The sequence below is a fragment of the Methylomonas rosea genome (assembly GCF_024505055.1).
Taxonomy (GTDB): Bacteria; Pseudomonadota; Gammaproteobacteria; order Methylococcales; family Methylomonadaceae; genus Methylomonas; species Methylomonas rosea.
In genome coordinates, this window is sequence record NZ_JANIBL010000072.1 from 1 (window position 1) to 26,861 (window position 26,861).

Sequence of the window (26,861 nt, forward strand, 5' to 3'; positions counted from 1 at the left end):
ATTCCAAACTTTAGTCGAAAAGAAAATATCAGATCGGCGGTAGCGGCTCTATTCGACTGAGTATTGCAATGGAATCCTCTGCGGATTCTTACAACTATGAGTTGATGCTTACTGGGGTCTACAGATATGACTTACCGTGAAAGATACTCAGCGGGAGGCACACAGCTTCCCCTAACCCCGAAGGGCCTAAAAATAACGCCCCTCAAGCAAATTATGCCGTTATGTAACCATACTGTTTAAGCTTCTTGATCCAACGCGGGGCATTTCGTTGGACGGTAAGTGCTTCGTAATCGGTGTCAGCATCCCGGTAATAATCGCTGCGTTCGATTAACAAAAACACGATTTTCAAGAGTTTGTGCGCAATCGCAAATATCGCTCGTTTACGCCCACGGCGTATGACGAGCGCCTTAAACTTGTCCTGTAATCGACAGCGTGTCTTACTGGCCGCATTGGCCGCTTCACATAAAATTCGCCGTACATAAGGATTCCCTTTCCGGGTTTTGCCTGACTTCTTTTTGCCGGCAGACTCGTTGTTACCGGGACAGACGCCTGCCCAGGAAGCCAGTTTGGCCGGTGTCCCAAACACCTGCATGTCATCGCCGATTTCAACCAATAACATGGCGGCTCCCGCTTGATCGATGCCCGGGATGGTTTGCAAGCTTTGCAGAATGGGGGCATACGCACTCAACCCCTGAAGCAGATACTGTAGGCAGTTTTCAATCGCCTGTTCCAACGCCTCAATATGCGTCATCACCTGCGTCAGGATAAAACGATGGCTGGCGGTCAAATCACCGGCTAAGGCATCCAACAACTCGTCTTCCGACGCTTTGAGCCGTTTGGTCGCATACGTGAGCACTTGTTCTGGCGTTTCTCCCTGTAATAAGCCCTTGATCATGGCGCGTGCCGCTTTGCCTTGCAGATCGCTGACGACCACCGAGAGTCGGATACCACTATCGGTCAACAGTTTGTGCATCCGGTTTTTTTCGGCCGATAACATGCCCGTCAATTTTTGCATTTGCCGTGAAACCAAGCGTAACTCACGGAATTGACACGGCGGCACAAACCCGCCGCGTAACAAACCATTTCGAGCCAATATCGCTAACCATTGTGCATCCGCAATATCGGTTTTTCGCCCAGGCACTTGTTTGACATGCCGGGCGTTGACGACGGCGATTTTCAAACCTTTTTTTTCGAGCGCCGCATACGGGCTTTTCCAATAAATTCCCGTACTCTCCACTTGTGCCCTTTGGGTATCACCACCCAGTCCGGTTGGAATGAGGCCACCCAATCGGCCATTTCGAGCTGATCTTTTTTAAAGCCACCGAATTCTTTGAGCTCACTGACCACTTCGCCGCATTCGTTTTCAACCATGATGCAAACCATCAGCTTGGCTTGATGAACGTCCAATGCAGCAACGCACCGATATAACACCGAAAGTTCCATAAAAACCTCCAAACTTGTAGACTTAAGCGTAGGGAGGCGGCAACTGTAAAACGGAAAACACCTAAAAGCCGCGTGGGCTTCGGGTCTTATTACCGTGCGATCTTGTTTGATTCAGTCCGGGGTACGAGTCTGTTTTACGGGTCATGTTAAGTTTCAGGATCATTTCTCTAATGGCTTTCCGACCTCGCCTTGCCGCCTCCCGCTCAGTATCTTTCATTCTACGGGGTGACGAAAGCTTCCTCATGATTGTTAAGTTAAGCAATCCAGGTTTAGTTAGTAACTCTAGATTGCTAACCAAATGAGGCTCTTGCAAAACCGAGAGCCTAAGTGGAATTAACCGCCGAGAGGGGTAAAGAAAGGTGGAAGTGGGCGGCCATTGCTGGCAAGATCAAGGTTCTGAAGACTTCATCAACGCCCGCCATGAATACTACGCAACGAACCGAAATAATGCAACGCTGGCGTATCGTTCAGGAAGAACTACTACCGGAATTGCGGAGCGAGGTAGGCGCACTGACGCCGAAGTTGACCAAGCTGGTGCATACCCTGGAATGGGTGCGTATCGAAGAATTTGTCAGCTCAACCGGTGGCGGATGCGGGCGACCAGAACATGACCGTGGAATGCTGGCGAATGCTTTCGTGGCCAAAGCGGTATTGGGTATCGCGACGACGACCGGTTTGATTGAGCGCATAGCCATGGATCGCGCCTTGAAGCGCATCTGCGGATTCTCGATGTGGCGGAAATTGCCGAGCGAAGCGACCTTCTCGCGCGCACTTGTGCCCTGTGGGTATTTGCCGAGTTTGCGGAAGCCGGATTGACAGAGCGCACGCATGCGGCACTGGTAAAGGAAACGCTGGGCGAGTAACTGATCGGCCATATCAGCCGCGATGGCACGGCGATTGAAGCGCGCGAGAAGCCGGCCAAAAAGGAAAAGGCCACGGAACCCCTGCCGAGGCCAAGAAACGCGGGCGGCCCTGCAAAGATGAAGTCCGTGAAGCCAAGCCGGGCAAGCAGGAGCAGCAACGAGGTAAAGCGCTGGCTGAATTATTGAAGGAACTGCCCCGCGACTGCGACCGGGGCAGCCAATGCAACGCCCAGGGTTACAAAAACAGCTGGAACGGCTATAAACTGCATATTGATACGGCGGATTGCGGCGTTCCGGTTAGCGCGCTGTTGTCGAGTGCCTCAATGCACGACAGCCTGGCGGCGATACCGCTGGCGTTGATGACGGCAGAACGCGTGACGAATTGTTACGACCTGATGGATGCGGCTTATTGCAGCAGCGTATTACGGGAACACAGCCGCAGCCTGGGGCATGTGCCGCTGATTGATCACAATCCACGCCGTGATGAAAAACGTGAATTTGCGGCTAGCGAGGCACACCGCTACCAGGAGCGTAGTCAGGCGGAACGGACCAATGCCCGCTTGAAGGATGATTTCGGTGGCCGGTTTGTTCGGGTCAGAGGCCATGGCAAAGTGATGTCGCACCTGATGTTCGGCATTCTGGCGCTGACCGCAGAGCAGTTGATGCGACTACTCACGTAACCGCATCAAATAGGTCGGTAAAAGCTGTAAAAGGGGCGTTGACGAACGTTGGCGCGGTGGCATATGGGCACAACGGAGCAGAATCGATGATTTCAGACGGGTAAAGCATCTAAACGTTGCTCAAGTCGTGAAAAATTTCGTCTTCGGATGAGACGAGCCCCTCGGAGCCTATTGCGTTCAGCTATTTTGCAAGAAGCTCAAATATTTTAATTTTAGAGGCCTTTGATACATTGATATCGTCATCGCTAAACTCTGTTGGAGCGTAATGTGTTCTACGTCGCTAATTGAGTAGATTTATGTCACTTCGTACTCGCTTAATTTTTTCCACCGGTTGATAATCAGGCAAAACAACTCAGCAGTTTGTTCGGCATCATAAAGCGCTGAATGTGCTTTTTCGTTATCCCAGATAATTCCGGCGGCTTGAGCAATTTTTGCTAAGACTGTTTGGCCGTACATTAGTCCACCTAGTGTGGCAGTGTCGAAGCTACTGAATGGATGAAACGGGCTGCGTTTATAGTTGGTGCGCTCAATAGCGGCGTTCAAAAAATTTATATCAAAAGCAGGATTATGGCCAACTAAAATCGCCCGCTTGCATTCGTTACGTTTTACAGCGGCTTTGATAGGGGTAAACAGCTTGGTAAGTGCATCCTTCTCTTCTATAGCCATGCGGAAAGGATGGTATGGATCAATACCTGTAAATTTGAGCGCTGCATCATCCAGCTCGGAGTTTTTGAACGGAATAATATTGCAGTGATGTTTTTCGGTGACATGTAACCAACCGTCTGTGTCTGGTTCGACTATTACGGCGGCGATTTCCAATAGTGGGTTTTTTTTCGAATTAAAGCCAGCAGTCTCTATGTCGACAATAACAGGAAGGTAACCTCTGAAACGGTTGCCTAACGGGTTTAGGTTTATTTCCATTGAGTTGTGGTTGGCTAAAAAAATTGGTTGTACGGTATGTTACGTGAGTTTTGGATAGGTATAAACAATATTCAATTGGTGAGGTGAAGTTATGCAAGACGGGAAAAAAGCTTGGGTGATCTTAGGGTTACTGACTTTATTAAGCGGTTGTGCCACAACCCACGGTATCGATCCTAAAGATCCTTGGGAGGGCTGGAACAGAGGTGTTCAATCGTTTAATGACGGTGTAGACGATTATGTCATGAAACCGGTTGCCAAAGGCTACGATTGGGTTATGCCGGATTTTGCGGACCAAGCCGTTACTAATTTCTTCAGCAATGTCGATGACATAGGTGTTTGTACCAACGATGTTTTACAAGGGAAATTCCTGCAATCCGGTCAGGACGGCGCGCGTTTCTTGGTGAACACCACAATTGGTGTTGCAGGTCTGATCGACGTGGGCACGATGATCGATTTGCCCAAACATAATGAAGACTTCGATCAAACCTTGGGCTATTGGGGAATACCTACCGGTCCTTACTTGGTGCTACCGTTTTTCGGACCTAGTTCGCCGCGTGGTGTGTTCGGATTGGTTGGCGATGCCGCGATGAATCCGTTTACTTATGCCGGTATCTATATAAATCCAAATTGGATTGGCGCGGCTGTTTCAATTGGACCTGGCGCATTGAAAGTCATCGATGCACGTTCAGATTTATTGGGCATGGAAAAAGTCGCCACCGAAGCAGCACTGGATCGTTACGAGTTTTTCAAAAACGCCTATCTTTCCAGACGTAATTATCTAATTCATGATGGTAAGGTTCCGGACGAAGATGTCTTGAAATTCGATGAAATGCAGGGCGGCGGGCGAGGGCCGCTTGATCCGAATCCGTATTGATTTAAACTGTCCGCTCTTATGGGAAAAAGCCGCCAAGCAAACAGCTTTGCGGCTTTTTTATGGCGTCAAGTCAAACGTACCAGCACGAAATCCTGTTTAGCTTCTATTAATTCTCCCGCCACCATCCTATTTTCCAGAATGAGGTCAGGCGCCACGTCGCAAGCTACCCTTAGATAATTCGGCGTGTAACCGAAATGGCGGATAGTGCCATTGCTCTGCGCCTCTTTTTGCCCTTCCCATAAAATGTTGGCCTGCTCGCCGAGGTTTTCGGCAATGAACCTGCGCTTCATTGTGTCGGCTAATTCATGCAATTGTTTGCTGCGCTGTTTCTTTGTGTTCTGATCGATTTGATCCGGCAAGCCCGCGGCTTTTGTGCCTTCGCGCGGCGAATAGCTAAAAATGTGAATATGACCAAAACCCAGGTTTTTGATGTACTCAAAACTTTCCTGCCATTCCACTTCTGTTTCACCCGGAAAGCCGACGATGATGTCAGTGGTGATATTGAAATGCGGAATTGCCGCTCTGGCTAATTTGACGATCTGGCCGAATTCTTCGGTTTTACAGCGTCTGGCCATACGGCGTAACACGCTGTCGCTACCGCTCTGCAAGGGTAGATGGAGATGCGGCATCAGTCGTGGATTCTTGAACAGTTCGAAGAAGCCGTCGGGTAACTCCCAAGGCTCCAGCGAGCCGAGACGCAAGCGCGGAATGGCGGTTTTATCGAGTATTTCTGTAATTAACTCGACTAGATTGCTGGAAATATCGCTGCCGTAACCACCCAGATGCACGCCGGTGATGATGGCTTCGTTGATGCCTTGGCTATGCAAGGTATTGATCTCTTGAATCACATCTTGAACAGGGCGACTACTTTCCTCGCCACGAGCCACGGTAACGATGCAGAAGGTGCAACGGTAGCGGCAACCGTCCTGCACTTTGACGAAGGCCCGTTGCCGGCCGCGGCTGAATAGCGAGACTTCGCCGGGTTCGGTCGACATGGCCGGCATACTGTCCAGATTCAGCTCGGCCAGGGTTTTTTCCACCAGTTGGCTTTTATCCTGGTTACCGACGATCAAGTCCACGCCCATCAACTGCGCGGCTTCTGTTTCATTCAGGGTCGCGTAACAGCCGCTGACCACCAGTTTGGCTTGCGGATTGTCGCGGTGGATGCGGCGTATCATTTGCTTGGATTTTTTTACGGCGTCCTGAGTGACCGCGCAGGAATTGATCACCACCAGTTGCGCATCGCTCAGATTGCGGGTGACGGCGTGGCCTTTGGCTTGAAAGGCTTGCGCCCAGGTTTCCAGTTCCGCTTCGTTGAGACGGCACCCAAGTGTTTTCAAATGTATCTGCATGTAATATCAAAAAATGTAGGTTGGGGTTTACCCTAAAGGGCATAAAAGCGTAGCGTAACCCAACGAATTCAAACAATTGGCCTCGATAATCGAATTAACCAAAAAACCAATAAGTCACCAAAATAGCGGAAATAATGCCGCCCAGATCGGCAATGATGCCGCACGCTGCGGCGTGGCGTATCTGTTTGATATTAACCGCGCCGAAATATACCGCCAGCACATAAAACGTGGTCTCGGTGCTGCCTTGCACCACCGACGCCAGTCTACCGGCAAAAGAGTCGGCCCCGTGGGTTTGCATGGTGTCTATCATCATCGCCCGCGCACCACTGCCGCTGAATGGCTTCATCAGTGCGGTCGGCAGGCCGTCAATGAAACGGTTATCGATGCCGGCAAGATTGACCAACAGCCGAATGCCGTCGGTGATTAATTCCAATGCACCACTGGCCCGGAAAACCCCAAAAGCCACCAGCATCGCCACCAGATAAGGAATGATGGTAATCGCGGTTTGAAAACCGTGCTTGGCGCCTTCGACGAACAACTCGTAAGCATTCAATCCTTTGAAAGCGGCTGCGGCGATGAAGGAAACAATCAGGCTGAACAAAATTACGTGGCTGACCAAGGCCGATTGTTGCAGCATTTCCGCTTGATCCAAGCCGGCGAAATAAGCGAGTATGCCGCCGACCAAGGCGGTAATGCCGCCCAGATAAGCCAATACCACTTTGTCCAGCAGATTAAGCTTATGCACGGCCGCGACGGCCAGTAAGCCGGTCAGCGTCGACATATAGGTAGCGATCAAGATTGGGATAAACACATCGGTAGGATTGGCCGCGCCGAGCTGTTTCCGGTAAGCGAAGATCGTTACCGGAAACAGCGTTACCGACGAGGTGTTGAGCACCAGAAACAAAATCTGTGCGTCGCTGGCCCGTTCGGGATGCGGATTCAATGTTTGCATTTCCTGCATCGCCTTGATGCCCATTGGCGTCGCCGCGTTGTCCAAACCCAGCATATTGGCGGCGATGTTCATCACCATCGCGCCGAGCGCCGGATGATTCTTCGGGATCTCCGGCATCAGGCGGTTAAACAGCGGATTCAGCGCCTTGGTCAACAAATCGATGAAGCCGCTATGCTCGCCGATTTTCATGATGCCCAGCCACAAGGCCAGCACGCCGCTCAATCCCAGCGAAATCTCGAACGCGGTCTTGGACAGACTGAACATCGCATTCATCAACTCGGAAAACACCTTCGTGTCGCCCAGTACCAGCAGCTTGAAGGCGGCGGTGGCGAAGGCGGTCAGGAAGAAGAATATCCAGATGAAGTTCAGCAACAACCTGTCCTGGTGTTTAGCCGATTTTCTTGGCCAAAGCCGCCGCGTAGCCGGTATAGCTACGCGGTGTCAGCGCTAGCAGTTCGGCCTTGGCGGAATCTGGGATTTCCAGCTTATCGACGAAGGCGCGCATGCCGTCGCCGGTGACGCGCTGGCCTCGGGTTAGTTCTTTGAGCTTTTCGTAAGGCTTTTCGATGCCGTAACGACGCATCACGGTTTGAATCGGCTCGGCCAGCACTTCCCAGTTTTGGTCCAGATCCTGATCGATCAACGCCGGATTAATTTCCAGTTTGGAAATGCCTTTCAACGTGGATTGAATGGCGATGCTGGTGTGGGCGACGCCGACGCCGATATTCCGCAACACCGTGGAATCGGTCAGGTCGCGCTGCCATCGCGATACCGGCAGTTTGTCGGCCAAAAAGCCGAAGATGGCATTGGCCAACCCCAGATTGCCTTCCGAGTTTTCGAAATCGATCGGGTTGACCTTGTGCGGCATGGTCGAGGAGCCGACTTCGCCGGCAACGGTTTTTTGCTTGAAATAACCCAGCGAAATATAGCCCCAGACGTCGCGGTCGAAGTCCAGCAAGATGGTGTTGAAGCGCGACAGAGCGTGAAAAAATTCTGCCAGATAATCGTGCGGTTCGATCTGGATCGTATAAGGGTTAAATGTCAGATCCAGAGACTGGACGAAGTTTTGCGCGAATTGCGGCCAGTCCACGTCGGGATAGGCCACGCTATGCGCGTTGTAATTGCCGACCGCGCCATTGATCTTACCCAGCAATTCGACCTTGGTCAGTTGCTCACGTTGGCGTTGCATACGGGCGACGACGTTGGCAAATTCCTTGCCGACCGTGGTTGGCGTCGCCGACTGCCCATGGGTGCGCGACAGCATCGGCTGTTCGGCGCTATTCAATGCCAGTTGTTTGATCGCTGCGATGGTGGCGTCGATTTCGCTTAGGATCAGGCCGCGGCCTTCTTTTAGCATCAATGCGTAGGACAAATTATTGATGTCTTCCGAGGTGCATGCAAAGTGTATGAACTCGTTGACGGCATGCAGTTCGGCGTTGCCTTTAATCTTTTCTTTCAGGAAATATTCGACCGCCTTGACGTCGTGGTTGGTGGTTTTCTCGATGTCTTTGACGGCTTGGGCGTCGGCTTCGGAGAAATTCGCGACTATGCCATTCAATACGGCAATCGCATCTGCCGATAAGGCAGGTACTTCAACGATTTTGGCTTCGGCGGCCAAGGCTTGCAGCCAGCGCACTTCCACTTCGACCCTGTAACGGATCAAGCCGTATTCGCTGAAAATGGGGCGCAAGGCGTCGACTTTGCTGGCATAGCGGCCGTCGATGGGGGAGATGGCGGTGAGGGTCATAGAGCTATTTCCTTAGAAAATATTTTGGTAATTACTTAAAAACCGAGACTAACCAATTGCTGAAATTAGCTGCGGCTTCGATACTTAATAGGTTTTCGGACAACGCATCCGGCAATCTTATACCGGGTTCTTTTTGCCAAGCTCGCCATGTGTAGATTCTGGCTTTCGACAAATGAATGTCTTTAAATAGCTTGGTGGGTAAATTATTTATTGAGAGGTCTGTGTGAGCTAATAGGGCTTGTTGTTCTGTGTCTGTTGAAATCATTTGCTCGACAAGATTTTCAATCATTCCTTCATTTTGGTGATCGGGCATGATCCATAAGCCAATATCGGGTAAGCCGTTTGCATGCTTGAAAATATCGCCTTTTTGGTAATTAGGCTGGTCCGATATTTCGTAGAGGCCGTAATTTTGTTCTTGTAAAAAGCCGTTTATTTTCTTGGCGACCAAACTTCGCCTTGAAGTGACTCCACCATTGTTGTTTGGCGCAAAATCAGCATCGATTACAATGGCTAATTTATCAATATCACCACTGCGAAGTCGTTTAATTTCTGTTGGTAAATGGTCAACTAGGTTCGTCCAGCCGTTTCTTTGTGAACCTCTGTCCTTCGGAGTGACGATGGTTATTTCTGGCACATCGACATCGGTGAGTCCAAGCTTTTTACAGAATGCTTTGAAAAAGGTCCGATCATCATTACCTTCAACCAATAATATCTTTTTAGACATTATCTAATCTCAAGTTCTGATGCGGTTATGTTTTGTAACTCGGCCTCATCGTAAACGGTAGCGATGATTTTTCCATTGTCGCTGGTAAGTTTACTTCTGGATACTTTTAGCAAAATGCCTTCTTCCGGGCTTTCAACTGCGGCTTTAGTAAAGCTCTCGATACAATCCCAACTATGCGTCGTAGCAAAGACTTGAATGTTTAGCTCTTTAGCTAATTGAAAAATGATACGCCAGACTTCTTCTTGAACACTGTAATGCAAGCCGTTTTCAAATTCGTCAATCAGTAAAATTCCATCCCTTGCTGGGAATGTAGAAAGTATCAGTTGTAATAATCTGGATATGCCGTCACCCATGCTGTTTAGAGGGATGCGCGTATCAGAGCCTTGTTGTGTTACTACGGGTATTCGATCATTTTTTTGTCGTGAATCTCTTTCAATGTTTTTAATAAAAACTAATCTTTCAATAGATGGATCAATAACTTTTAATGTCTTTAAAAGTACTTGTTCTTCTGATTTAGCTGCAATTTTATCCCATAATTCGGCAAGTTTCTCCGAGGATAAAAGTCTGGTGGGAACAAAGCTTGAATTTGGTGTGTCGGGAGGAAATAATCCCCATGCCGGTGGAGAAAATCCAATTCTTTGGCTATTGGCTGTTAAATTAAATAACGTGTTACGAGCTTCACCGATAGTTATACTGAGCGCAGGGATAAGTTCAGTATCTGATTGTTCTAGGAAGCTAGGTAGCTCTGATTGATGTATAGGGATTCTCTTTCTGGACTTGCTTATCTCGTTGCCGTCTTTGTCAAATTTTATTTCTTCTTGCTGATAATAAAAAACATACTCAAGCTGAATTAAATTTTTTTCATCTGAAGAAATAGATATAAAAGCATTTTCTTTCGCCGAAAACTCTCGCTTATAAAATAGATTTTTCAAGCCGTACCAATAGCTTGGGTTCTGATTGTCAGGTTCATGATCAAAGGTAACTGATTCATCATGGTTTATTAAAATTTCACGCAGAAAGTCTCTGTCAGCTTTTTCTGTGTAAATTCTAATGGCCTCTAAAATTGAGCTTTTACCGCTATTATTTTTTCCGACAATCAAGTTTACTCGGCCAAGCCTTGGAATTTTCAAGTCCTCTAACATGCGGAAATTTTTAATGCGTAAATTGGTTAGCATTGTTCACCCTTATGTATAATTGCTCTTAGGCTATGCGTTGAAATGGCGAGAAAAAATGTTTTCATCAGACATTTAATTGATCAAGCTTAATGCTTAGAACAGACGCTATTTTCTCTAGCATGGTTTTATTGGGTTTTTCTTGATTTTCAAGCTCGGTATATTCCGTTTCTGAAACGCCTAAAAGTGTAGCTAATTTGGTTGTCGATATATGTAAATATTCCCGCCAGGCTTTAATGGGGGTGATGTCTTGTTTAATGACGGCACCAACCACTTCATTAGGAATAGTGGTATTATCAAGGGTATTTTCTTTCAAATAATCGGTATACGGAATCAACATAAAAGCCGGGCCGCCGTCGATGTCGTTAAATTCAAATAATACCCGATAGCCATCTATTCATTTCGTTTCATTGAACTTAGCCTCAATAATTCCACCACCCAAACAAACCTCGCCCAGATAAAACACCACAGACTGCCCCGGCGTAATCGCCCGCTGGTGTACGTCAAAGCGGACTTTGACGCGCGTGCCGCCGTTCAACGGTTCAACGACACAATCCTGGTCCGGTTGGCGGTAGCGAGTCTTGGCGGCGCAGCGGATGGTTTCGGTCAAAGGCTGGCTGCCGCACCAGTCCAATTGTCCGGCTTCCAGCGTATTGTGCAGCATCAGCGGGTGGTTATGGCCTTGTCCGACGATCAGCACGTTGTTGTCCAAGTCTTTTTCCAGCACGAACCAGGGTTCGTCCGGCGCGTCCTTGACGCCGCCGATGCCCAAGCCCTGGCGCTGGCCCAGCGTGTAGTACATTAGGCCGTGGTGTTTGCCAATGCATTTGCCATCGGGGGTACGCATTTCGCCGGGTTGGTGGGGCAGGTAGCGTTGCAGGAACTCCTTGAACTTGCGTTCGCCTATGAAGCAGATGCCGGTACTGTCTTTTTTGCGGCTGTTGGCAAACCCGGCTTTATCGGCCAGCGCGCGGATTTCCGGTTTATGCAGGTGACCGATCGGGAACAGGGTCCGCGACAAGGCTTTCTGACCCATCGCGTATAAAAAGTAGCTTTGTTCCTTGTTGGGATCCAAACCTTTTAATAATTGAAATTCGCCGTCTTGTTCCCTGACGCGGGCATAATGGCCGGTGGCGATGTATTCGGCGCCCAGATCTTCGATGGCATAGTCCAAAAACGCCTTAAATTTGACGTGTTTGTTACAAAGTATGTCGGGATTGGGGGTCCGGCCGGCTTTAAACTCCGACAAAAACACTGCAAATACGTCGTCCCAGTATTCGGCGGCGAAGTTGACCGTCTTAAGCTCTATGCCCAGTTTGTCGCAAACCTGCTGTGCGTCGGCCAAGTCTTCCATCGCTGTGCAATATTCGGTGCCGTCGTCTTCTTCCCAGTTTTTCATGAACAAACCGGTGACCTTGTGGCCTTGTTCTTGCAAGATTAATGCGGTGACGGAAGAGTCGACGCCGCCGGACATGCCGACGATGATATGTTTACTCATTCTAAATCGAGAAAAGACTGTAAGATGGTAAGCGGATAACGGTGACCTTTCAGGTATTCGTCCACGGTGGTTAATACCAAAGGGCTGCGTAATTGTTGGCGTTTTGCGTAAATGTCATTGCGGCTTAACCAGTGAGTGTCGATAATGCCGTCATCGAGAGGTTGTTCTGGATTGTGGTTGTTGACCGTGCCGGAAAAACAGAAGCGAACAAAACTGGGCATATGTGGATTTCTACGCCATAGTTGTGTGGCAATCAGCGCCTCCGGTTCAAATTGCCAAGCTGTTTCCTCCCACACTTCGCGTTTGACGGCGCTGATTAAATCTTCACCTTCTTCCAAATGACCTGCCGGCTGATTGAACGCAAGGCCTCGAGCCGTTGTCTCTTCAACCAGCAGAAAGCGGCCATCTTTTTCGATCACGGCGGCTACTGTGACGTGAGGTTTCCAAACCATGATGTTGATAGAAAACGGTAAAAGGCGCGCATTTTACTAGAAATGTTTTTTATATGCGCAAAGATTGAAATTTAATGTTTAAGACGCTATTTTTAAGACCACAATGATTCACAGCACCAAAGCTTATGTCAGATTTTGAACCCTTGAAAGATGGCGACGGTAACACCGCGCTGCAAGAAGCCAAACCGCAGCTGAAAAGACCGCCACTCTATAAGGTGATGTTGCTTAACGACGACTTTACGCCTATGGATTTTGTCGTCGAAATATTGACTGATTTTTTTAACATGAGCGAAGAGAAAGCGACGCAGGTAATGTTGCAAGTGCATACGCAGGGTGTCGGCGTTTGCGGTACCTATACCAAAGACGTTGCTGAAACCAAAGTACATATTGTTAATGAATATTCCCGCGAGCATCATCACCCGCTGATGTGCACGATGGAAGAGGCGTGAGGGGTAACCATGCTAAGTAAAGAACTTGAAGTGACATTGAATGCTGCTTTTACCGGAGCTCATGCCAAAAGACACGAATTCATCACGGTCGAGCATTTGTTGCTGGCCTTGTTGGATAACGTCACGACGATACCGATTTTGATCGCTTGCGGCTGCAATGTTAATGCGTTGCGGGCCGAGTTAACGCGCTTTATAGACGAAACCATTTCCCTGATTCCGGAAGGGATACAGCGAGAAACTCAACCCACTTTGGGGTTTCAGCGCGTTTTACAGCGCGCGGTTTTTCATGTGCAGGCTTCCGATAAAAAAGAAGTGACCGGAGCTAATCTATTCGTAGCCTTATTTAGCGAGCAGGATTCGCATGCGGTTTATCTGCTGAACAAACAAGACATCACCCGTCTGGACGTGGTGAATTACTTGGCGCATGGGGTTTCCAAAATCGAGCAGTTCAGAAAAGAGAGTAGCGAGGAACCGGAAGCCGACCGCAGCAGCAACGAAGCCTTGTCTAGCCCGTTGGAAAAATACGCAACCAATTTGAACGACGAAGCCTTGAAAGGCAACATCGATCCTTTGATTGGTCGCGAATTGGAAGTGGAAAGAACCATTCAAGTGCTTTGTCGTCGTCGTAAGAACAATCCTTTGTTAGTTGGCGAAGCCGGAGTCGGTAAAACCGCTATCGCCGAAGGTTTGGCGAAAAGAATTGTCGAAGAACAAGTGCCGGATATTTTGTTGAATAGCGTCATATATTCCCTGGACATGGGGGCGCTGGTTGCCGGTACCAAATATCGCGGCGACTTTGAAAAACGACTGAAGGCCTTAATTAATCAGCTGAAAAAAGAACCTGACTCGATTTTATTTATCGACGAAATTCACACAATTATCGGCGCGGGTTCTGCGTCCGGCGGTGTGATGGATGCGTCCAATCTGATCAAGCCGGTGTTGGCATCCGGACAGCTGCGTTGCATAGGTTCCACTACCTATCAGGAATATCGGGGCATTTTCGAAAAAGACCATGCCTTGGCGCGGCGCTTCCAGAAAATCGATGTGATAGAGCCTTCAATCGAAGATACCGTATTAATCTTGAAAGGCCTGAAGTCGCGCTTTGAAGAGCATCATGGTCTGAAATATACCCAAGAAGCGTTACGGCTGGCGGTGGAATTATCGGCACGCTATATCACCGATAGACATTTGCCCGACAAAGCCATCGACGTGATTGACGAGGCAGGTGCCAGGCAGCGTTTATTTGCCGGTATTGACCGCAAAGACCTGATTGATACCGCCGAGATAGAAGAGATCGTCGCTAAAATTGCCAGGGTGCCGGCGCAATCGGTGTCGTCCAACGATATTGATAAACTGTCCAACCTGGAAAAGAACCTGAAAATGCTGGTGTTCGGTCAAGACGAGGCTATTTCAGAGTTGGCGTCGGCGATCAAATTGTCGCGAGCCGGTTTGCGCGATACCACTAAAACCATCGGTTCGTTCCTGTTTGCCGGCCCTACCGGTGTCGGTAAAACCGAAGTGACGCGCCAGCTGGCTAAAGTATTGGGCATAGAATTGATTCGTTTCGATATGTCCGAATACATGGAGCGGCATACCGTATCTCGATTAATCGGTGCGCCTCCCGGTTACGTTGGGTTCGATCAGGGCGGATTACTGACCGAGGCGGTGACCAAGCATCCCCATGCAGTATTGTTGTTGGACGAATTGGAAAAAGCTCACCCGGATGTGTTCAATCTGTTGTTGCAGGTTATGGATCACGGCACCTTGACGGATAATAACGGTCGTAAAGCCGATTTCAGAAATATCATTCTAATCATGACCACCAATGCCGGTGCGGAGGAAAGCAGCCGGGCATCTATTGGTTTTACCCAGCAAAATCATGCATCCGATAGTATGAAAGTGATCGAGCGTGGTTTTTCGCCGGAATTTAGAAACCGTCTGGACGCCATCGTGCAATTCAAACCGTTGGATATGGCGGTAGTTGGTAGCGTGGTCGATAAGTTTATTTTCGAGCTGGAAGCCATATTGGCCGATAAGAACGTTACGTTGACATTGGAGCCTGCCGCGCGGTCTTGGTTGGCCGAACACGGTTGCGATCCGAAAATGGGTGCAAGGCCAATGGCGCGCTTGATTCAGGAAAAGATCAAAAAACCGTTGGCGGAAGATTTGTTGTTCGGTCGATTAGCGAATGGCGGTCATGTGCGAGTACATGTCGAGAACGATGCGCTGGCTTTTGCCATCGAGAGCAAACAACTAATCGTTTCGGAATTGAATCAAGTCGTGTAACGCGAGGGAAGCAATCGCTTTCCCGAAAGACGGGTTAGCGATTGCGGAAGGTAATGCGGCCTTTGGTCAAGTCGTAAGGTGTCATTTCTACGCGGACTTTATCGCCAGTCAGGATGCGGATATAGTGCTTACGCATTTTGCCCGAGATATGGGCGGTGACAATGTGACCGTTTTCCAGCTCGACGCGAAACATAGTATTGGGCAGGGTGTCGATGACCTTGCCATCCATTTCAATCTGATCTTCTTTTGCCATAGTTAAAGCTCTAAATTTAAAACGGCTATGTTAGCATGAATCCTCTGCCGAGCCGCTAAAAAAGTCTTGCCAATAGTTGAATTAACGCTGATTAAGAGCTGATTCAGACTTTCCTCCTCACTTCAATAATATTCGGCAAATGACTGATACGTGTCAGCACCAAACTGAGCTGCTCGGTATTTTCAATTTGAATAGTCATAGTCAGAATCGCGGACAAATCGTCGTGAGTCTTCAACGAGGCATTGCTGATATGTACTTTCCCGGCCGCTAGTACCTGAGAAACGTCGTTCAGCAAGTTTTGCGCGTTAAAGGCATGAATCAAAATCGGCACGCTGTGATGTACCGTCTGTTGGCCGCTCCAATCCGCTTTCAATAATTGCAGTTGTTGCTCGGGCGATAAATGCCGGATATTCTCGCAATCGCGGCGATGAATCGTGATGCCGCGCTTATGCGAGATGAAGCCGATAATCTCGTCACCTTTTACAGGCGAGCAGCAATGCGCCAGCGTGGTGACCACATTATCGATATCGTCGATAGTGATTGCCGATTGCGTCGAGGATTTGCTTGGCACCAACTTAATCGGCGTAGGTTCCAATTCCGGAATTTTCAGCGCGCCGGCCAATTGCCGGTTGTTGATGTCGCCGTGACCTAGCGCTTCGTAAAAGTGTTCTATGTCCGAGAATTTAAAATGTCTCAAAAGCTCGTTGATGTCGACGGTTTTTAAGCCCAGCCGCTTACTTTCCTTATCCAGCAGCAATTTGCCGGCGGCGATATTTTCGGCCTGCTGTTGTTGTTTGAACCAGCTTTTTACCTTGCTGATAGCGCGCGGGGTCTTTAAATAACCGAGGTTGGGATTAAGCCAGTTGTGATTGGGCTGACCGTTTTTGACGGTGATAATTTCTACCTGCTCCCCGGAACACAACTTGTAAGTCAGCGGTTTGATCTGGCCGTTAACTTTGGCGCCGCGGCAGCTATGACCTACTTCGGTATGGATGGCATAAGCAAAATCCAGTGGCGTAGCGCCCTTGACCAAGTCAACCAATTTGCCGGCGGGTGTCAGCACGAAGACCCGGTCGGAAAACAGCTCGGTATGAAAGTTTTCCAGCAAACTGTCGGGGCTGTCTTTGTCTTCCAGCAGTTGCCGGAGTGAGGCGATATTCTTTTCGGTCGCGGCGTTGAACTTGCTGCCTTCCTTATAACGCCAGTGCGCTGCTACCCCAAGTTCGGCGAAGTCGTGCATGGCTTTGGTACGGATTTGAATTTCGATACGGTTGCCGTCTTCATCCAAAACCACGGTATGCAGCGATTGATAGCCGTTTTCCTTGGGGTTGGCGATGTAATCGTCGAATTCGCGCGGAATATGCTGCCAGTGACTATGCGCCAAGCCCAGCACCATGTAACACGCTGACAAGCTTTCGACCACCACCCTTACCGCCAGCAAATCGTATAGTTCGTTTATCGCCAGCTGCTTGCGGTGCATCTTGTTCCAGATGCTATAGATGTGCTTCGGTCTGCCGTAGACCTTGGCCTGAATGCCTTCCTGCTTTAAACGGTCTTTAAGTGCCGCTAAAAACCGTTCGATAAAGGCTTGGCGTTGTTCGCGATTAACCGCTAATGATTCGGTCACAAAGCGATAATGCTCCGGATCGACATAGCGAAACGCCAGGTCTTCCAATTCCCATTTAAATTGATTAATGCCCAGGCGATTGGCAAGCGGGGCATAAATGTCCAGGGTTTCCCTGGCAATGAAGCGGCGGATATTTTCCTGTTCTTGTTCTAGTCCACGCAGCCGCTGGATGCGAAAAGCCAGTTTGATCAGCACCGCGCGCACATCATGGGTCATCGCCAGCAGCATGCGCCGCAAGATCTCGGCTTGGTTGGGTTGGTTTGCCATTTCGGTGCTGTAAATACTGACTTTGTTCAGCCAGCTCACGTCCTTAACCAAGTCGGCGACCACCGGACCGAATTGCTCTCGTATTGCCGAGTCGCTGAGTTTGCCGGCAACGCGTGAATCGCTGAGCAGCGCCGCCAGAATGGTCTCCAGATCGATATGCACACTCATTAAAATCACCGCGACATCGACGCCTTTGGGGCGGACGGTGTCGTTGCAATCCACCGAAAGCTGCTCGATTAGCGTCAGCGCCTGGTTTATCTGTAAGCTATCTGCCTCTGAGAAGCCGGGAAACAGTTCGGCGATGGGATAATTATTTTGAGTCATACCGATATTGTAAGACCTGCAAGGTGGGGCGGAAAATAGCGGATTTGCCGTAAGCTGGGTTTTGAATCCAGGTGTCAGAGTAAACGGCTAGCGATGCGCTTTACCCCGTCCGCGTCCCCCCGGTGTCGATAGCGCTATCGCTATGGGTACCGGGCGTCAGCAAAGGCAGTCAGCTTAGAGATGAGAAAAACACCGATTTAGAATGGCCCGAGCTTAGGCCGAGAAGTTCTCGGATTCCCGAATAATATGCGAGTCTTTAATAAGCATCTTTATCCGTGATTTGACCTTTGTCGTTGACTGCAACTTTCCATTTGCTGCCGCCCACTTCGATAAATAATTCGTATTCTTCACCCACGCCGTTCGGATTAATCACCAATTCCGCCTTGTGTAGTTTATAGCCGGGGAAGTTATCGGCCAGCACTTTGGTCACATCAGGCGATATTTCCAGACCGTTTGCCAACAAGATTTCATTGGCAAACAACGCGCCGTCGGTTCTGAATAGCTCGTGTTTAGTCTCGTCTTCCACATCCTTAAAGCTCACTTCCAGAACTTGCTGACCAAAGTGGGTTTCATGAGTCGCTTTAAGGTCCTGTGCTTGCGGGTGGCGTTTTAAAATATTGGCCCGGACTTTGTCGGGAACCGCAACGTTGCCGGTTTCTTGGGCTTGCGCGGTCGATAAGCTACCGTAAAAGGCAGTGGTGGCGAGTAAGGAAAGTAATAAAGTACGCATGAGTTCTCCTGCTGTGGTGGGTTTCCCAATGACTTAAATCGCTGGGGATAGTTTCATGGTTGTTTTTGCCGGTGATAGCAAAAGCCGAGCGTTGGACGATTCGTTCAAAACCAGCACTCGCTCTCGTAATGGAATGAAGCATTTTTATCGCATAACCGTGGTCGATTATGCGATAAAAATAAAAGTCGCCGGTATGATTTTTCCGCGAACTTCGCATAGATCAATATTTTCATATCGATTATTCTAAAAGCCGTTTAATGCCATTGGGTAGCTGGGGAGCCGATTTGACTCGTCAGAAAATTCCGCCGCGCCTGTCTGGCGCCATGGATTAAGCCTACTTTTCTTTTTGCGTATTTGCCTATGCCGAAACAATATCGCCGTTTTCGAGACATTTCCACCAGCGAGAAAATATTAAATACCGTATTCCTGTTGACCATCGGCCTGGGCTATCTGATGGCCTTGGTGAACTTGTACTACACCCATCAAGGCCGCGACGGCAAGCGTGGCTTGTCGATAGACGACATCGTCATTATGTACCACGGCTCGACCACCCAGTCCCGGCTGGGTGCGGCGATCAACGGTATCATGGAGCCCAATCTGCAATACAAAAGCGATAAGGAGGTTATCTTGAAATGGATCCAGGATGGCGCTGAACGACCGGCTTACGAGCAGCGGATTGCGCCGATTTTGAACCGCGATTGCATCCACTGTCACAATCCTGCCGCCAACCCCAGTCTGCCTAATCTGACCCATTACGAAGGTGTTGCAGAAGTCGCGCATAAGGGCGGGGCGTCTACGCCGGCATTGGTGCGGGTATCACACATTCATCTATTCGGTATCGCCTTCATCCTGTTTTTTATCGGCAAAATATTTTTGCTTTGCGATATGAATATCTATGTAAAAAGAGTCGCGCTGGTGATTCCGTTCTTCGCGATGCTATTGGACGTGGTGTCCTGGTTTGTGACCAAGCATATTTCCGAATTTGCCTATGTGGTGGTGCTCAGCGGTGCGTTGATGGGCTTGTCGATGGGGGTGCAGATTTTAATGAGTGTTTACCAAATGTGGTTTTACCAAAAGGACTGATATTTTGACTGTTTCTCCTGCTTCATCTTTGACTACCGAACCGCGTAGCTGCCCGGTGATGCTGATCAGCGCCCCGGCTTCCGGGCAAGGCAAGACCACCGTCACCGCCGCGCTGGCTTATTATCATCGCCAACAAGGCCTTCGGGTACGGGTATTCAAGACCGGCCCGGACTTCATCGATCCGCAGATTTTGGCTTATGCCTGCGGGCAGCCGGTCTATCAATTGGATTTGTGGATGATGGGTGAGGCGCATTGCCGGGAGCTGTTGTTTCTCGCAGCCGGTGAAGCCGATCTGATCTTGATCGAAGGTGTGATGGGCTTGTTCGATGGCGACAGCAGTAGCGCCGATCTGGCCCAGGCCTTGGCGGTGCCGGTGGCGGCAGTGATCGATGCGCAAGGCATGGCGCAAACCTTTGCCGCAGTTGCATTCGGCTTGGCCCATTATCGGCCGCAGCTAGCGTTTGTCGGTGTTATTGCTAATAAAGTCGGTAGCGCCGGTCATGCGAGATTGTTGCAGGAGGCTTTGCCGGCGGACATGCCGTTATTGGCGGCAATGAGCCGTGACGAAGCAGTCGGCTTGCCTTCCAGGCATTTGGGTTTGTGGCAGGCCGAGGAAATCGGTGATCTGGACGCCCGGCTGGCGCGGGCCGCAGAATTATTAAATAGTTTTACGCCCTGTCTTTTGCCCGAGCCGGTTGCCTTTGCGAACGTTTCTACTAATCCGCCACCACGATTGTTACAGGGTAAACGCATAGCAGTGGCGCGCGATGCGGCATTTTCGTTTCTCTATCAAGCCAATCTGGATTGTCTGCAGGCGATGGGGGCGGAACTGGTGTTTTTCTCGCCCTTAGTCGACGGTAAATTGCCGGAGGCCGACAGCGTCTATCTGCCGGGCGGCTACCCGGAATTGCATTTACAAACTTTGGCTGACAATGTGCCAATGAAGCAAGCGTTAATAGACCATCATCTAGCCGGAAAAGCCATCTATGCGGAATGCGGTGGCTTTTTATACTTGCTGGAGAGTTTGACGGACAAAGACGGCCATCAAGCGGCGATGGTAGGGTTGTTAGCTGGCAAAGCGGTTATGCAAACTAAGTTAGCTAACCTTGGTATGCATAGTCTGCAATTGGAGCTGGGTGAGATTCGCGGCCACAGCTTTCATTTTTCCAAGCTCGATACCGCGCTGAAACCGATTGCCGTCTCCACCGCGCAACGCAGTTTCGGCCACGGCGAAGGTTTTTTCCGCAGCGGCTCCTTACAAGCCTCCTATCTGCACTTGTATTTCTCCTATAACCCGCAGCTTGCCGCCGGCTTTTTCTCAGGTTTGCAGAGCGATTAAAACTGTTTCGCAGCCAGGGTCTATGGGATAATGCGCGGCTTTCACCGGCCAGACAACAGCAGGTACTAAAATGGACGAAAACAAGAAAAAGGCGCTGGGCGCCGCCTTGATGCAGATCGAAAAACAATTCGGTAAGGGCTCCGTCATGCGGATGGGCGACGTTGCGGCTAGTCGCGATATCGAAGTAGTCTCGACCGGCTCATTGTCCCTGGATATTGCTCTGGGCGTCGGCGGTTTGCCGCGTGGCCGGATTATCGAAATCTACGGACCGGAATCGTCCGGTAAAACCACTTTAACCCTGCAAACTATTGCTCAAATGCAAAAACTGGGCGGCACCGCAGCATTTGTCGATGCCGAGCATGCACTGGACCCAGTTTATGCGCAAAAGATCGGTGTGAATATCGACGACTTATTAGTGTCGCAGCCGGATACCGGCGAGCAGGCCTTGGAAATCACCGACATGCTGGTGCGTTCCGGCGCGGTCGACATCGTGGTCATCGATTCGGTCGCCGCCCTGACTCCCAAAGCGGAAATCGAAGGCGACATGGGCGACTCGCACATGGGCTTGCAGGCCCGCTTGATGTCGCAGGCCCTGCGTAAACTCACCGCCAATATCAAACGCTCCAACACCCTGGTGATTTTCATCAACCAGTTGCGGATGAAAATTGGGGTGATGTTCGGCAACCCGGAAACCACCACCGGCGGTAATGCGCTGAAGTTTTATGCCTCGGTGCGTCTGGATATACGCCGTATCGGCGCGATCAAGAAGGGTGACGAGGTGATCGGCAACGAGACCCGCGTCAAAGTCGTCAAAAACAAAGTCGCCCCGCCGTTCAAACAAGCCGATTTCGAAATTCTGTACGGCGAAGGCGTGTCCTTCTTTGGCGAATTGGTGGATTTGGGTGTGGAATTTGGTTTCGTCCAGAAGTCCGGTTCCTGGTATGCCTATAACAACGAAAAGATCGGTCAGGGCAAGGACAATGCCAAGCAGTTCTTGCGTGATAATCCGGATAAAGCCGCCGAACTTGAAAAAGCCATCCGCGAAAAAGCCTTTGCCAAGTTAGCGAGCGCACCGGCAGCTGCCAGTGAAGACGACGACGCCGAGTTTGTCGACGGCGATTGAGCGTCGGCAACAAATCGAGGCTGTCTGCCTGAGATTGCTGGCCCGGCGCGAACATAGCCGCCGGGAACTGCAGGATAAATTGGCTTTGCGCGGTTTCAACCGCGATGAAGTTGAGCCGGTCATTGATGGAATGGCCGAGCAGAATTGGCAGAACGACCAACGCTATACGGAATGTTACGTTCGTCAGCGTATCCGTAGCGGCTATGGGCCAGTTCGAATTCGTTATGAGCTACAACAGCGCGGTATCAACGATGCCGATTTGGATATCCAAGCCGATGAACAGGGCGGTTGGCAGAATTTGTTGCTTGAGGTGTATTCGGGTAAATACGGCGACGAAAAATCGCTGACTCAAAACGAATGGCTGAAACGCAGTCGCTTCTTGCAGCAACGCGGATTTAGTGGCGAGATGATTAAACGCTTATATGCGGAATTGAAGATTAAATTGGTTAGAGCTGATGCCGATAGGCGATCCGCAAAATGATGCAAAGTAATTTAAGTTGCCATTCGGCGGATCCATTCGTGTGTTTCGCTGTACGCATTAGCTTCGTGCAAAGTCGTTCTGGGAGAAAGTTATGAACGTTACTCTACCGCTAAAAGAAATGTCGCTTGCCGAGAAAATCGGCATGATGGAAGAGTTATGGAAGGATTTATCCAGTCAGGCGGCTGGCTATTCAACACCAGATTGGCATGGTCACTTGTTGGCGGAAAGAAAGCGCCTGGCGGAATCGGGTGAGATTGGTTTTACTGATTGGGAAACAGCAAAGCGGGAAATTCAAGATAGGATTCGATGAAAATTCGAATTTTTGACAGCGCAAAATTTGATTTGCTGGATGCTTTTGAGTTTTACGAACGGCAGCAGGAGGGAGTCGGCCGTTATTTTTTGGATTCTCTATATGCAGGCATTCACCCCCAAAAGTTCGCTGAATTTCATTGGTTGGTCGCAAAGCGCTTTCCGTTGCGATTTATTACACTGTCGATGATGAATTAGTTTCTGTTTATGCTGTGATGGACTGTCGGCAAGATCCTGTAAGTATTAAAGCTCGTTTGGAAAATGAGCCAATTAGACGATGGAATGACTGATTCTAAGAACTTCGGGGTTCGCGAAGTGATATTAAGCTCAGCAATTTCGACCGATGCGCCTCATCGCGATGGTGCGCCACAAATATTTGTTAACACAAAACATTGAAGTAACCACAATGAAAAAAATGACCAGCGCCGAATTGCGGGCCGCCTTTTTGGAATTCTTTCGTCAACACGGCCACTCTGTGCAGCCGTCCAGTTCTCTGGTGCCGGGCAACGACCCCACGCTGTTGTTTACCAACGCCGGGATGGTGCAGTTTAAAGACGTGTTCTTAGGCCGCGAGAAGTTGGATTTCACCCGCGCCGCTACCAGTCAGCGCTGTGTGCGGGCCGGCGGCAAGCACAACGACTTGGAAAACGTCGGTTACACCGCGCGTCATCACACCTTCTTCGAAATGCTGGGCAACTTCAGCTTTGGCGATTATTTCAAGCGCGATGCGATTCATTTTGCCTGGGATTTCCTGACCAAAGAACTGGGCATTCCCCAGGAAAAGTTGTGGGTCACGGTATTTGACGAAGATTCCGAAGCCGAAGCGATCTGGCTGGAAGATGTCAAACACGACCCTAAACGCTTCTCGCGGATCGGCGCTAAGGATAATTTCTGGTCTATGGGCGATGTTGGTCCCTGCGGACCCTGCACCGAGATTTTCTACGATCACGGCGAGCATGTGGCCGGCGGCCCTCCCGGCAGCCCGGACGAAGACGGGGATCGCTACATCGAAATCTGGAACCTAGTGTTCATGCAATACGACCGCGACAAGGACGGCAACCTGACGCCGTTGCCGGCACCGTCGGTGGATACCGGCATGGGGCTGGAACGGATTTCGGCGGTGATGCAAGGCGTGCACAGCAACTACGAAATCGATCTGTTCCAAAACTTGTTAAAAGTCGCCGCGCAATTGGCCGGCACTAGCGACTTGGCAAATAGTTCGCTGCGCGTTATCGCCGATCATATACGTTCTTGCGCGTTCCTGGTGGCTGATGGCGTATTGCCGTCCAACGAAGGTCGCGGCTATGTATTGCGCCGCATCGTGCGTCGGGCGATTCGCCACGGTTATCGCTTAGGCATTCAAGATACGTTTTTCTACAAGCTGGTCGCGCCCTTGGTCGCCGAGATGGGTGCAGCATATCCCGAGTTGGCGAAGGCTCAGGAGCAAGTCGAACGGGTGCTAAAAAAAGAAGAAGAGCGCTTCGCGGAAACCCTGGAGCAAGGCATGAAAATCCTGGAAGCCTGTGTTGCCAAGCTGGACGGCCATGTGATCCCCGGCGACGTGGTGTTCTTGTTGTACGACACCTACGGCTTCCCGGTGGATTTGACCGCCGACTTTGCTCGCGAACACCAACTCAGCGTCGATCACGCTGGTTTTGAAGTAGAAATGGCGGCACAACGCGACCGCGCTCGTGCCGGTGGTAGTTTCGCAGCCGATTACGACCAGGATATCAAACACGACAGCAGCACCGAATTTACCGGCTATTTCCATCTTGACGGTTCCGTGCAAATTCTGGGTTTGTTCAAGCAAGGCCAGCCGGTCGATGCTTTGGAGGCCGGCGACGAAGGCGTGGTGATTCTAGATCAAACGCCATTCTATGCCGAGTCCGGCGGTCAAGTCGGCGACACCGGCCGCATCGATTGCGGCGACGCGGTTTTCGAAGTGCACGATACCCAGAAGCAGGGCGGTAAGCTGTTTCTGCACAAAGGCAAGGTGTTGCGCGGCACGCTCAGCGAAGGCCAGGCTTGTGAAGTTAGCGTCGATGCCGAGGTTCGCAAAGCCACCGAGCGCAATCACTCTGCGACGCACTTGCTGCATGCCGCGCTGCGGGCGACATTGGGCGAACATGTCGCGCAAAAAGGCTCGCAAGTAAATTCAGAACGTTTGCGTTTCGACTTCTCGCATTTCGAACCGATGACAGCTGTGGAAATCGCTACCGTCGAACGCTTGGTCAACGAACAGATTCGTTTGAACAACCCGGTAGCCGCCGAAATCATGGCTAAAGACGATGCCGTGAAAGCCGGGGCGATGGCCTTGTTCGGCGAGAAATACGGCGACGAAGTAAGGGTGCTTAAAATCGGCGAGTTTTCCACCGAGCTATGCGGCGGTACTCACGTCGATAGAGCCGGCGACATCGGTTTGTTCAAGATCGTCGGCGAAACCGGCGTCGCGGCCGGCGTCCGCCGCCTGGAAGCCGTCACCGGCCAAGGCGCATTGGATTGGATCGATCAGCGCGAGAAAGCCCTGCTCAGCGTCGCCGGCTTGCTGAAAGCCGCACCGGATAAAGCCGCGGATAAAGTCCACCAATTGCTGGAAAAAACCCGAGGCCTGGAAAAAGAACTGGAAAAACTCAAAGCCAAACTGGCTAGCTCGGCCGGCGACGAGATGACCAACCAAGCCGTTGACGTTAATGGTGTGAAAGTACTGGCCGTGAAACTCGACGACGTCGATCCGAAAGCCTTGCGCGACCTGGCCGATCAGTTGAAAAACAAACTGGGTAGTGCAGCATTGGTATTGGCGGCGGTCAGCGGCGACAAAGTCAGTCTGATTGCCAGCGTGTCCAAAGATGCGATGGACAAAGTCAAAGCCGGTGAGTTGGTGAATTTCGTCGCCACCCAAGTCGGCGGCAAAGGCGGCGGTCGGCCGGATATGGCTCAGGCCGGGGGTAACGATCCTGCCGGATTGCCGGCGGCGTTGGCGGCGGTGCCGGAGTGGGTGAGGGAGAGGCTGGGTTAGGGTTAATTGTTACGACGAGCGGTTTAAGCCTATTGTTGGGAGATGATGATGAAAACGATTGAATATACTTGCTGGAAAGACGGCGATTTTTATTTGGGTTTTCTGAATGAATATCCTGATTATTTAACGCAAGGCGAAACCAAGCAGGAATTGCAGGAAAACTTGTTGGATTTGTTTAAGGATTTTGAAACGCAGGAAATTCCTTTTATTCGTAAAGTGGAGACTTTGCAGGTCGCCTGATGAAAAGAAGGGATTTGCTAAAAATTCTTGAAGAAATGGGTTGTCGTTTATCCAGGCATGGTGGCAATCACGATTGGTATACCAACGAAGAAACACGGCAATCTCAGGCTGTGCCAAGGCATAACGAGATTAACGATTATCTGGCGAAAACTATTATCAGGAAATTGAGTGGTAAATAGTCATGTAATACATGCCCGTTGTCATTGATGCCGAATATCTGAGCGATTATAAAATCAAGCTAACTTTTGATAACGGTGAAAAAAGAATCGCCGATTGTTGGAAGTGACTGAATGGTGAAGTTTTTGAGCCTTTGAAAGACAAACAGTATTTTCAGAAATTTTTTGTCGATGGCTGGAGTATATCTTGGCCGAATGGGGCTGATATTGCGCCGGAGACTTTGTATGAAGAGGGTGAGGTCATTTAGTTTTAGTTGCAAAAGCTATTTGGCTTTAAATGTGTCGCTACCGCGACGGTTAATTTGATGTCGGTTCTCGGACCGACAACCGAGATACTTTTCTTTGCTTGTCCAAAGAAAAGTATCCAAAAGAAAAGACACCCGGACGCCGCTTATTCCCTGCGCTCCTCGCTTTCGGCGGGGGTTGACGAAAGGGGCTTCCTGCCCCTTCGTCAACGCGATGCATCCCTGCATCGCCCCT

General features: G+C 50.1%; 25 protein-coding genes and 3 pseudogenes. 14 read left to right on the plus strand and 14 right to left on the minus strand.

The window, feature by feature from the left end:
- Positions 1 to 211: 211 nt before the first annotated feature.
- Positions 212 to 1,443: pseudogene (locus tag NP589_RS18570) on the minus strand (IS110 family RNA-guided transposase).
- Between the two features lie 420 nt (positions 1,444 to 1,863).
- On the opposite strand from NP589_RS18570, the pseudogene NP589_RS18575 reads away from it, so the two are divergent.
- Positions 1,864 to 2,986 (plus strand): annotated as a pseudogene (locus tag NP589_RS18575) (transposase).
- A 294-nt stretch (positions 2,987 to 3,280) separates the two neighbouring features.
- Here NP589_RS18575 and rnt read toward each other — a convergent pair.
- Complete coding sequence (rnt, locus tag NP589_RS18580) at positions 3,281 to 3,907, minus strand: ribonuclease T (protein WP_064010314.1); 627 nt, start codon at positions 3,905 to 3,907, stop codon at positions 3,281 to 3,283.
- Positions 3,908 to 3,998: 91 nt separating this feature from the next.
- Between rnt and NP589_RS18585 the strand changes: the two genes are divergently transcribed.
- Positions 3,999 to 4,781, plus strand: coding sequence for an MlaA family lipoprotein (locus NP589_RS18585; protein WP_256608296.1), 783 nt, complete (start codon positions 3,999 to 4,001; stop codon positions 4,779 to 4,781).
- A 65-nt stretch (positions 4,782 to 4,846) separates the two neighbouring features.
- Here the strand turns inward: NP589_RS18585 and mtaB are convergent, their stop codons facing one another.
- The 8 genes from mtaB to NP589_RS18625 form a co-directional block, all read right to left on the minus strand.
- A complete protein-coding gene (gene mtaB / locus NP589_RS18590) occupies positions 4,847 to 6,133 on the minus strand; it encodes a tRNA (N(6)-L-threonylcarbamoyladenosine(37)-C(2))-methylthiotransferase MtaB (protein WP_256608297.1) in 1,287 nt (428 codons plus the stop codon).
- 94 nt (positions 6,134 to 6,227) lie between these two features.
- Positions 6,228 to 7,457, minus strand: coding sequence for a spore maturation protein (locus tag NP589_RS18595; protein WP_256608298.1), 1,230 nt, complete (start codon positions 7,455 to 7,457; stop codon positions 6,228 to 6,230).
- A gap of 16 nt (positions 7,458 to 7,473) precedes the next feature.
- Positions 7,474 to 8,832: an adenylosuccinate lyase gene (gene purB / locus NP589_RS18600; protein ID WP_256608299.1), complete on the minus strand. Its 1,359-nt coding sequence runs from the start codon at positions 8,830 to 8,832 to the stop codon at positions 7,474 to 7,476.
- Positions 8,833 to 8,863: 31 nt separating this feature from the next.
- Positions 8,864 to 9,556, minus strand: a complete 693-nt coding sequence (locus NP589_RS18605; protein WP_256608300.1) for a DUF3226 domain-containing protein — start codon at positions 9,554 to 9,556, stop codon at positions 8,864 to 8,866.
- Positions 9,556 to 10,731 carry an AAA family ATPase gene (locus NP589_RS18610; protein ID WP_256608301.1) on the minus strand — a complete coding sequence of 392 codons (1,176 nt, stop codon included), beginning with the start codon at positions 10,729 to 10,731 and terminating at the stop codon, positions 9,556 to 9,558. Before NP589_RS18610 ends, NP589_RS18605 begins: the two co-directional genes overlap by 1 nt.
- 64 nt (positions 10,732 to 10,795) lie before the next feature.
- On the minus strand, positions 10,796 to 11,068 hold the full coding sequence (locus NP589_RS18615) for a helix-turn-helix domain-containing protein (protein ID WP_256608302.1): 273 nt from the start codon (positions 11,066 to 11,068) through the stop codon (positions 10,796 to 10,798).
- A gap of 57 nt (positions 11,069 to 11,125) precedes the next feature.
- Positions 11,126 to 12,226: a tRNA 2-thiouridine(34) synthase MnmA gene (gene mnmA, locus NP589_RS18620; protein ID WP_256608303.1), complete on the minus strand. Its 1,101-nt coding sequence runs from the start codon at positions 12,224 to 12,226 to the stop codon at positions 11,126 to 11,128.
- The gene (locus NP589_RS18625) at positions 12,223 to 12,678 is read right to left on the minus strand and encodes an NUDIX hydrolase (protein ID WP_256608304.1); all 456 of its coding nucleotides are present in this window, start codon (positions 12,676 to 12,678) and stop codon (positions 12,223 to 12,225) included. The genes mnmA and NP589_RS18625 overlap by 4 nt, the downstream gene beginning before the upstream one ends.
- Positions 12,679 to 12,803: 125 nt before the next feature.
- On the opposite strand from NP589_RS18625, the gene clpS reads away from it, so the two are divergent.
- Entirely contained in the window at positions 12,804 to 13,127 is a 324-nt protein-coding gene (gene clpS / locus NP589_RS18630; protein WP_256608305.1) for an ATP-dependent Clp protease adapter ClpS, read from the plus strand.
- Positions 13,128 to 13,136: 9 nt separating this feature from the next.
- Positions 13,137 to 15,413, plus strand: a complete 2,277-nt coding sequence (gene clpA, locus NP589_RS18635) for an ATP-dependent Clp protease ATP-binding subunit ClpA (protein ID WP_256608306.1) — start codon at positions 13,137 to 13,139, stop codon at positions 15,411 to 15,413.
- A 34-nt stretch (positions 15,414 to 15,447) separates the two neighbouring features.
- Here the strand turns inward: clpA and infA are convergent, their stop codons facing one another.
- The 3 genes from infA to NP589_RS18650 form a co-directional block, all read right to left on the minus strand.
- Positions 15,448 to 15,666: a translation initiation factor IF-1 gene (gene infA, locus NP589_RS18640; RefSeq protein ID WP_013819653.1), complete on the minus strand. Its 219-nt coding sequence runs from the start codon at positions 15,664 to 15,666 to the stop codon at positions 15,448 to 15,450.
- Between the two features lie 103 nt (positions 15,667 to 15,769).
- Positions 15,770 to 17,884: a RelA/SpoT family protein gene (locus NP589_RS18645; RefSeq protein ID WP_256608307.1), complete on the minus strand. Its 2,115-nt coding sequence runs from the start codon at positions 17,882 to 17,884 to the stop codon at positions 15,770 to 15,772.
- A 256-nt stretch (positions 17,885 to 18,140) separates the two neighbouring features.
- Entirely contained in the window at positions 18,141 to 18,614 is a 474-nt protein-coding gene (locus tag NP589_RS18650; protein ID WP_256608308.1) for a hypothetical protein, read from the minus strand.
- Positions 18,615 to 18,974: 360 nt separating this feature from the next.
- Here NP589_RS18650 and NP589_RS18655 point away from each other — a divergent pair, with 360 nt between their 5' ends.
- The 10 genes from NP589_RS18655 (at position 18,975) to NP589_RS18700 (ending at position 26,629) form a co-directional block, all read left to right on the plus strand.
- Positions 18,975 to 19,697: an Aq_1264-related membrane protein gene (locus NP589_RS18655; RefSeq protein WP_256608309.1), complete on the plus strand. Its 723-nt coding sequence runs from the start codon at positions 18,975 to 18,977 to the stop codon at positions 19,695 to 19,697.
- A 4-nt stretch (positions 19,698 to 19,701) separates the two neighbouring features.
- Entirely contained in the window at positions 19,702 to 21,036 is a 1,335-nt protein-coding gene (locus NP589_RS18660; protein WP_371929690.1) for a cobyrinic acid a,c-diamide synthase CobB, read from the plus strand.
- A gap of 70 nt (positions 21,037 to 21,106) precedes the next feature.
- The gene (recA, locus tag NP589_RS18665) at positions 21,107 to 22,159 is read left to right on the plus strand and encodes a recombinase RecA (RefSeq protein ID WP_256608310.1); all 1,053 of its coding nucleotides are present in this window, start codon (positions 21,107 to 21,109) and stop codon (positions 22,157 to 22,159) included.
- A complete protein-coding gene (locus tag NP589_RS18670; RefSeq protein WP_256608311.1) occupies positions 22,122 to 22,640 on the plus strand; it encodes a regulatory protein RecX in 519 nt (172 codons plus the stop codon). Before recA ends, NP589_RS18670 begins: the two co-directional genes overlap by 38 nt.
- A 91-nt stretch (positions 22,641 to 22,731) precedes the next feature.
- Positions 22,732 to 22,950 carry an addiction module protein gene (locus tag NP589_RS18675; protein WP_256608312.1) on the plus strand — a complete coding sequence of 73 codons (219 nt, stop codon included), beginning with the start codon at positions 22,732 to 22,734 and terminating at the stop codon, positions 22,948 to 22,950.
- Complete coding sequence (locus tag NP589_RS18680) at positions 22,947 to 23,147, plus strand: hypothetical protein (protein ID WP_256608313.1); 201 nt, start codon at positions 22,947 to 22,949, stop codon at positions 23,145 to 23,147. The genes NP589_RS18675 and NP589_RS18680 overlap by 4 nt, the downstream gene beginning before the upstream one ends.
- 208 nt (positions 23,148 to 23,355) lie before the next feature.
- On the plus strand, positions 23,356 to 25,965 hold the full coding sequence (gene alaS, locus NP589_RS18685) for an alanine--tRNA ligase (RefSeq protein ID WP_256608314.1): 2,610 nt from the start codon (positions 23,356 to 23,358) through the stop codon (positions 25,963 to 25,965).
- 48 nt (positions 25,966 to 26,013) lie between these two features.
- Positions 26,014 to 26,205 carry a type II toxin-antitoxin system HicB family antitoxin gene (locus tag NP589_RS18690; RefSeq protein ID WP_256608315.1) on the plus strand — a complete coding sequence of 64 codons (192 nt, stop codon included), beginning with the start codon at positions 26,014 to 26,016 and terminating at the stop codon, positions 26,203 to 26,205.
- A complete protein-coding gene (locus tag NP589_RS18695; RefSeq protein WP_256608316.1) occupies positions 26,205 to 26,384 on the plus strand; it encodes a type II toxin-antitoxin system HicA family toxin in 180 nt (59 codons plus the stop codon). The genes NP589_RS18690 and NP589_RS18695 overlap by 1 nt, the downstream gene beginning before the upstream one ends.
- Positions 26,385 to 26,491: 107 nt before the next feature.
- On the plus strand, positions 26,492 to 26,629 hold the full coding sequence (locus NP589_RS18700) for a DUF2442 domain-containing protein (protein WP_256608318.1): 138 nt from the start codon (positions 26,492 to 26,494) through the stop codon (positions 26,627 to 26,629).
- A 15-nt stretch (positions 26,630 to 26,644) separates the two neighbouring features.
- On the opposite strand, the pseudogene NP589_RS18705 reads toward NP589_RS18700, so the two are convergent.
- Positions 26,645 to 26,861, minus strand: a pseudogene (locus NP589_RS18705) (hypothetical protein); the annotation flags it as partial.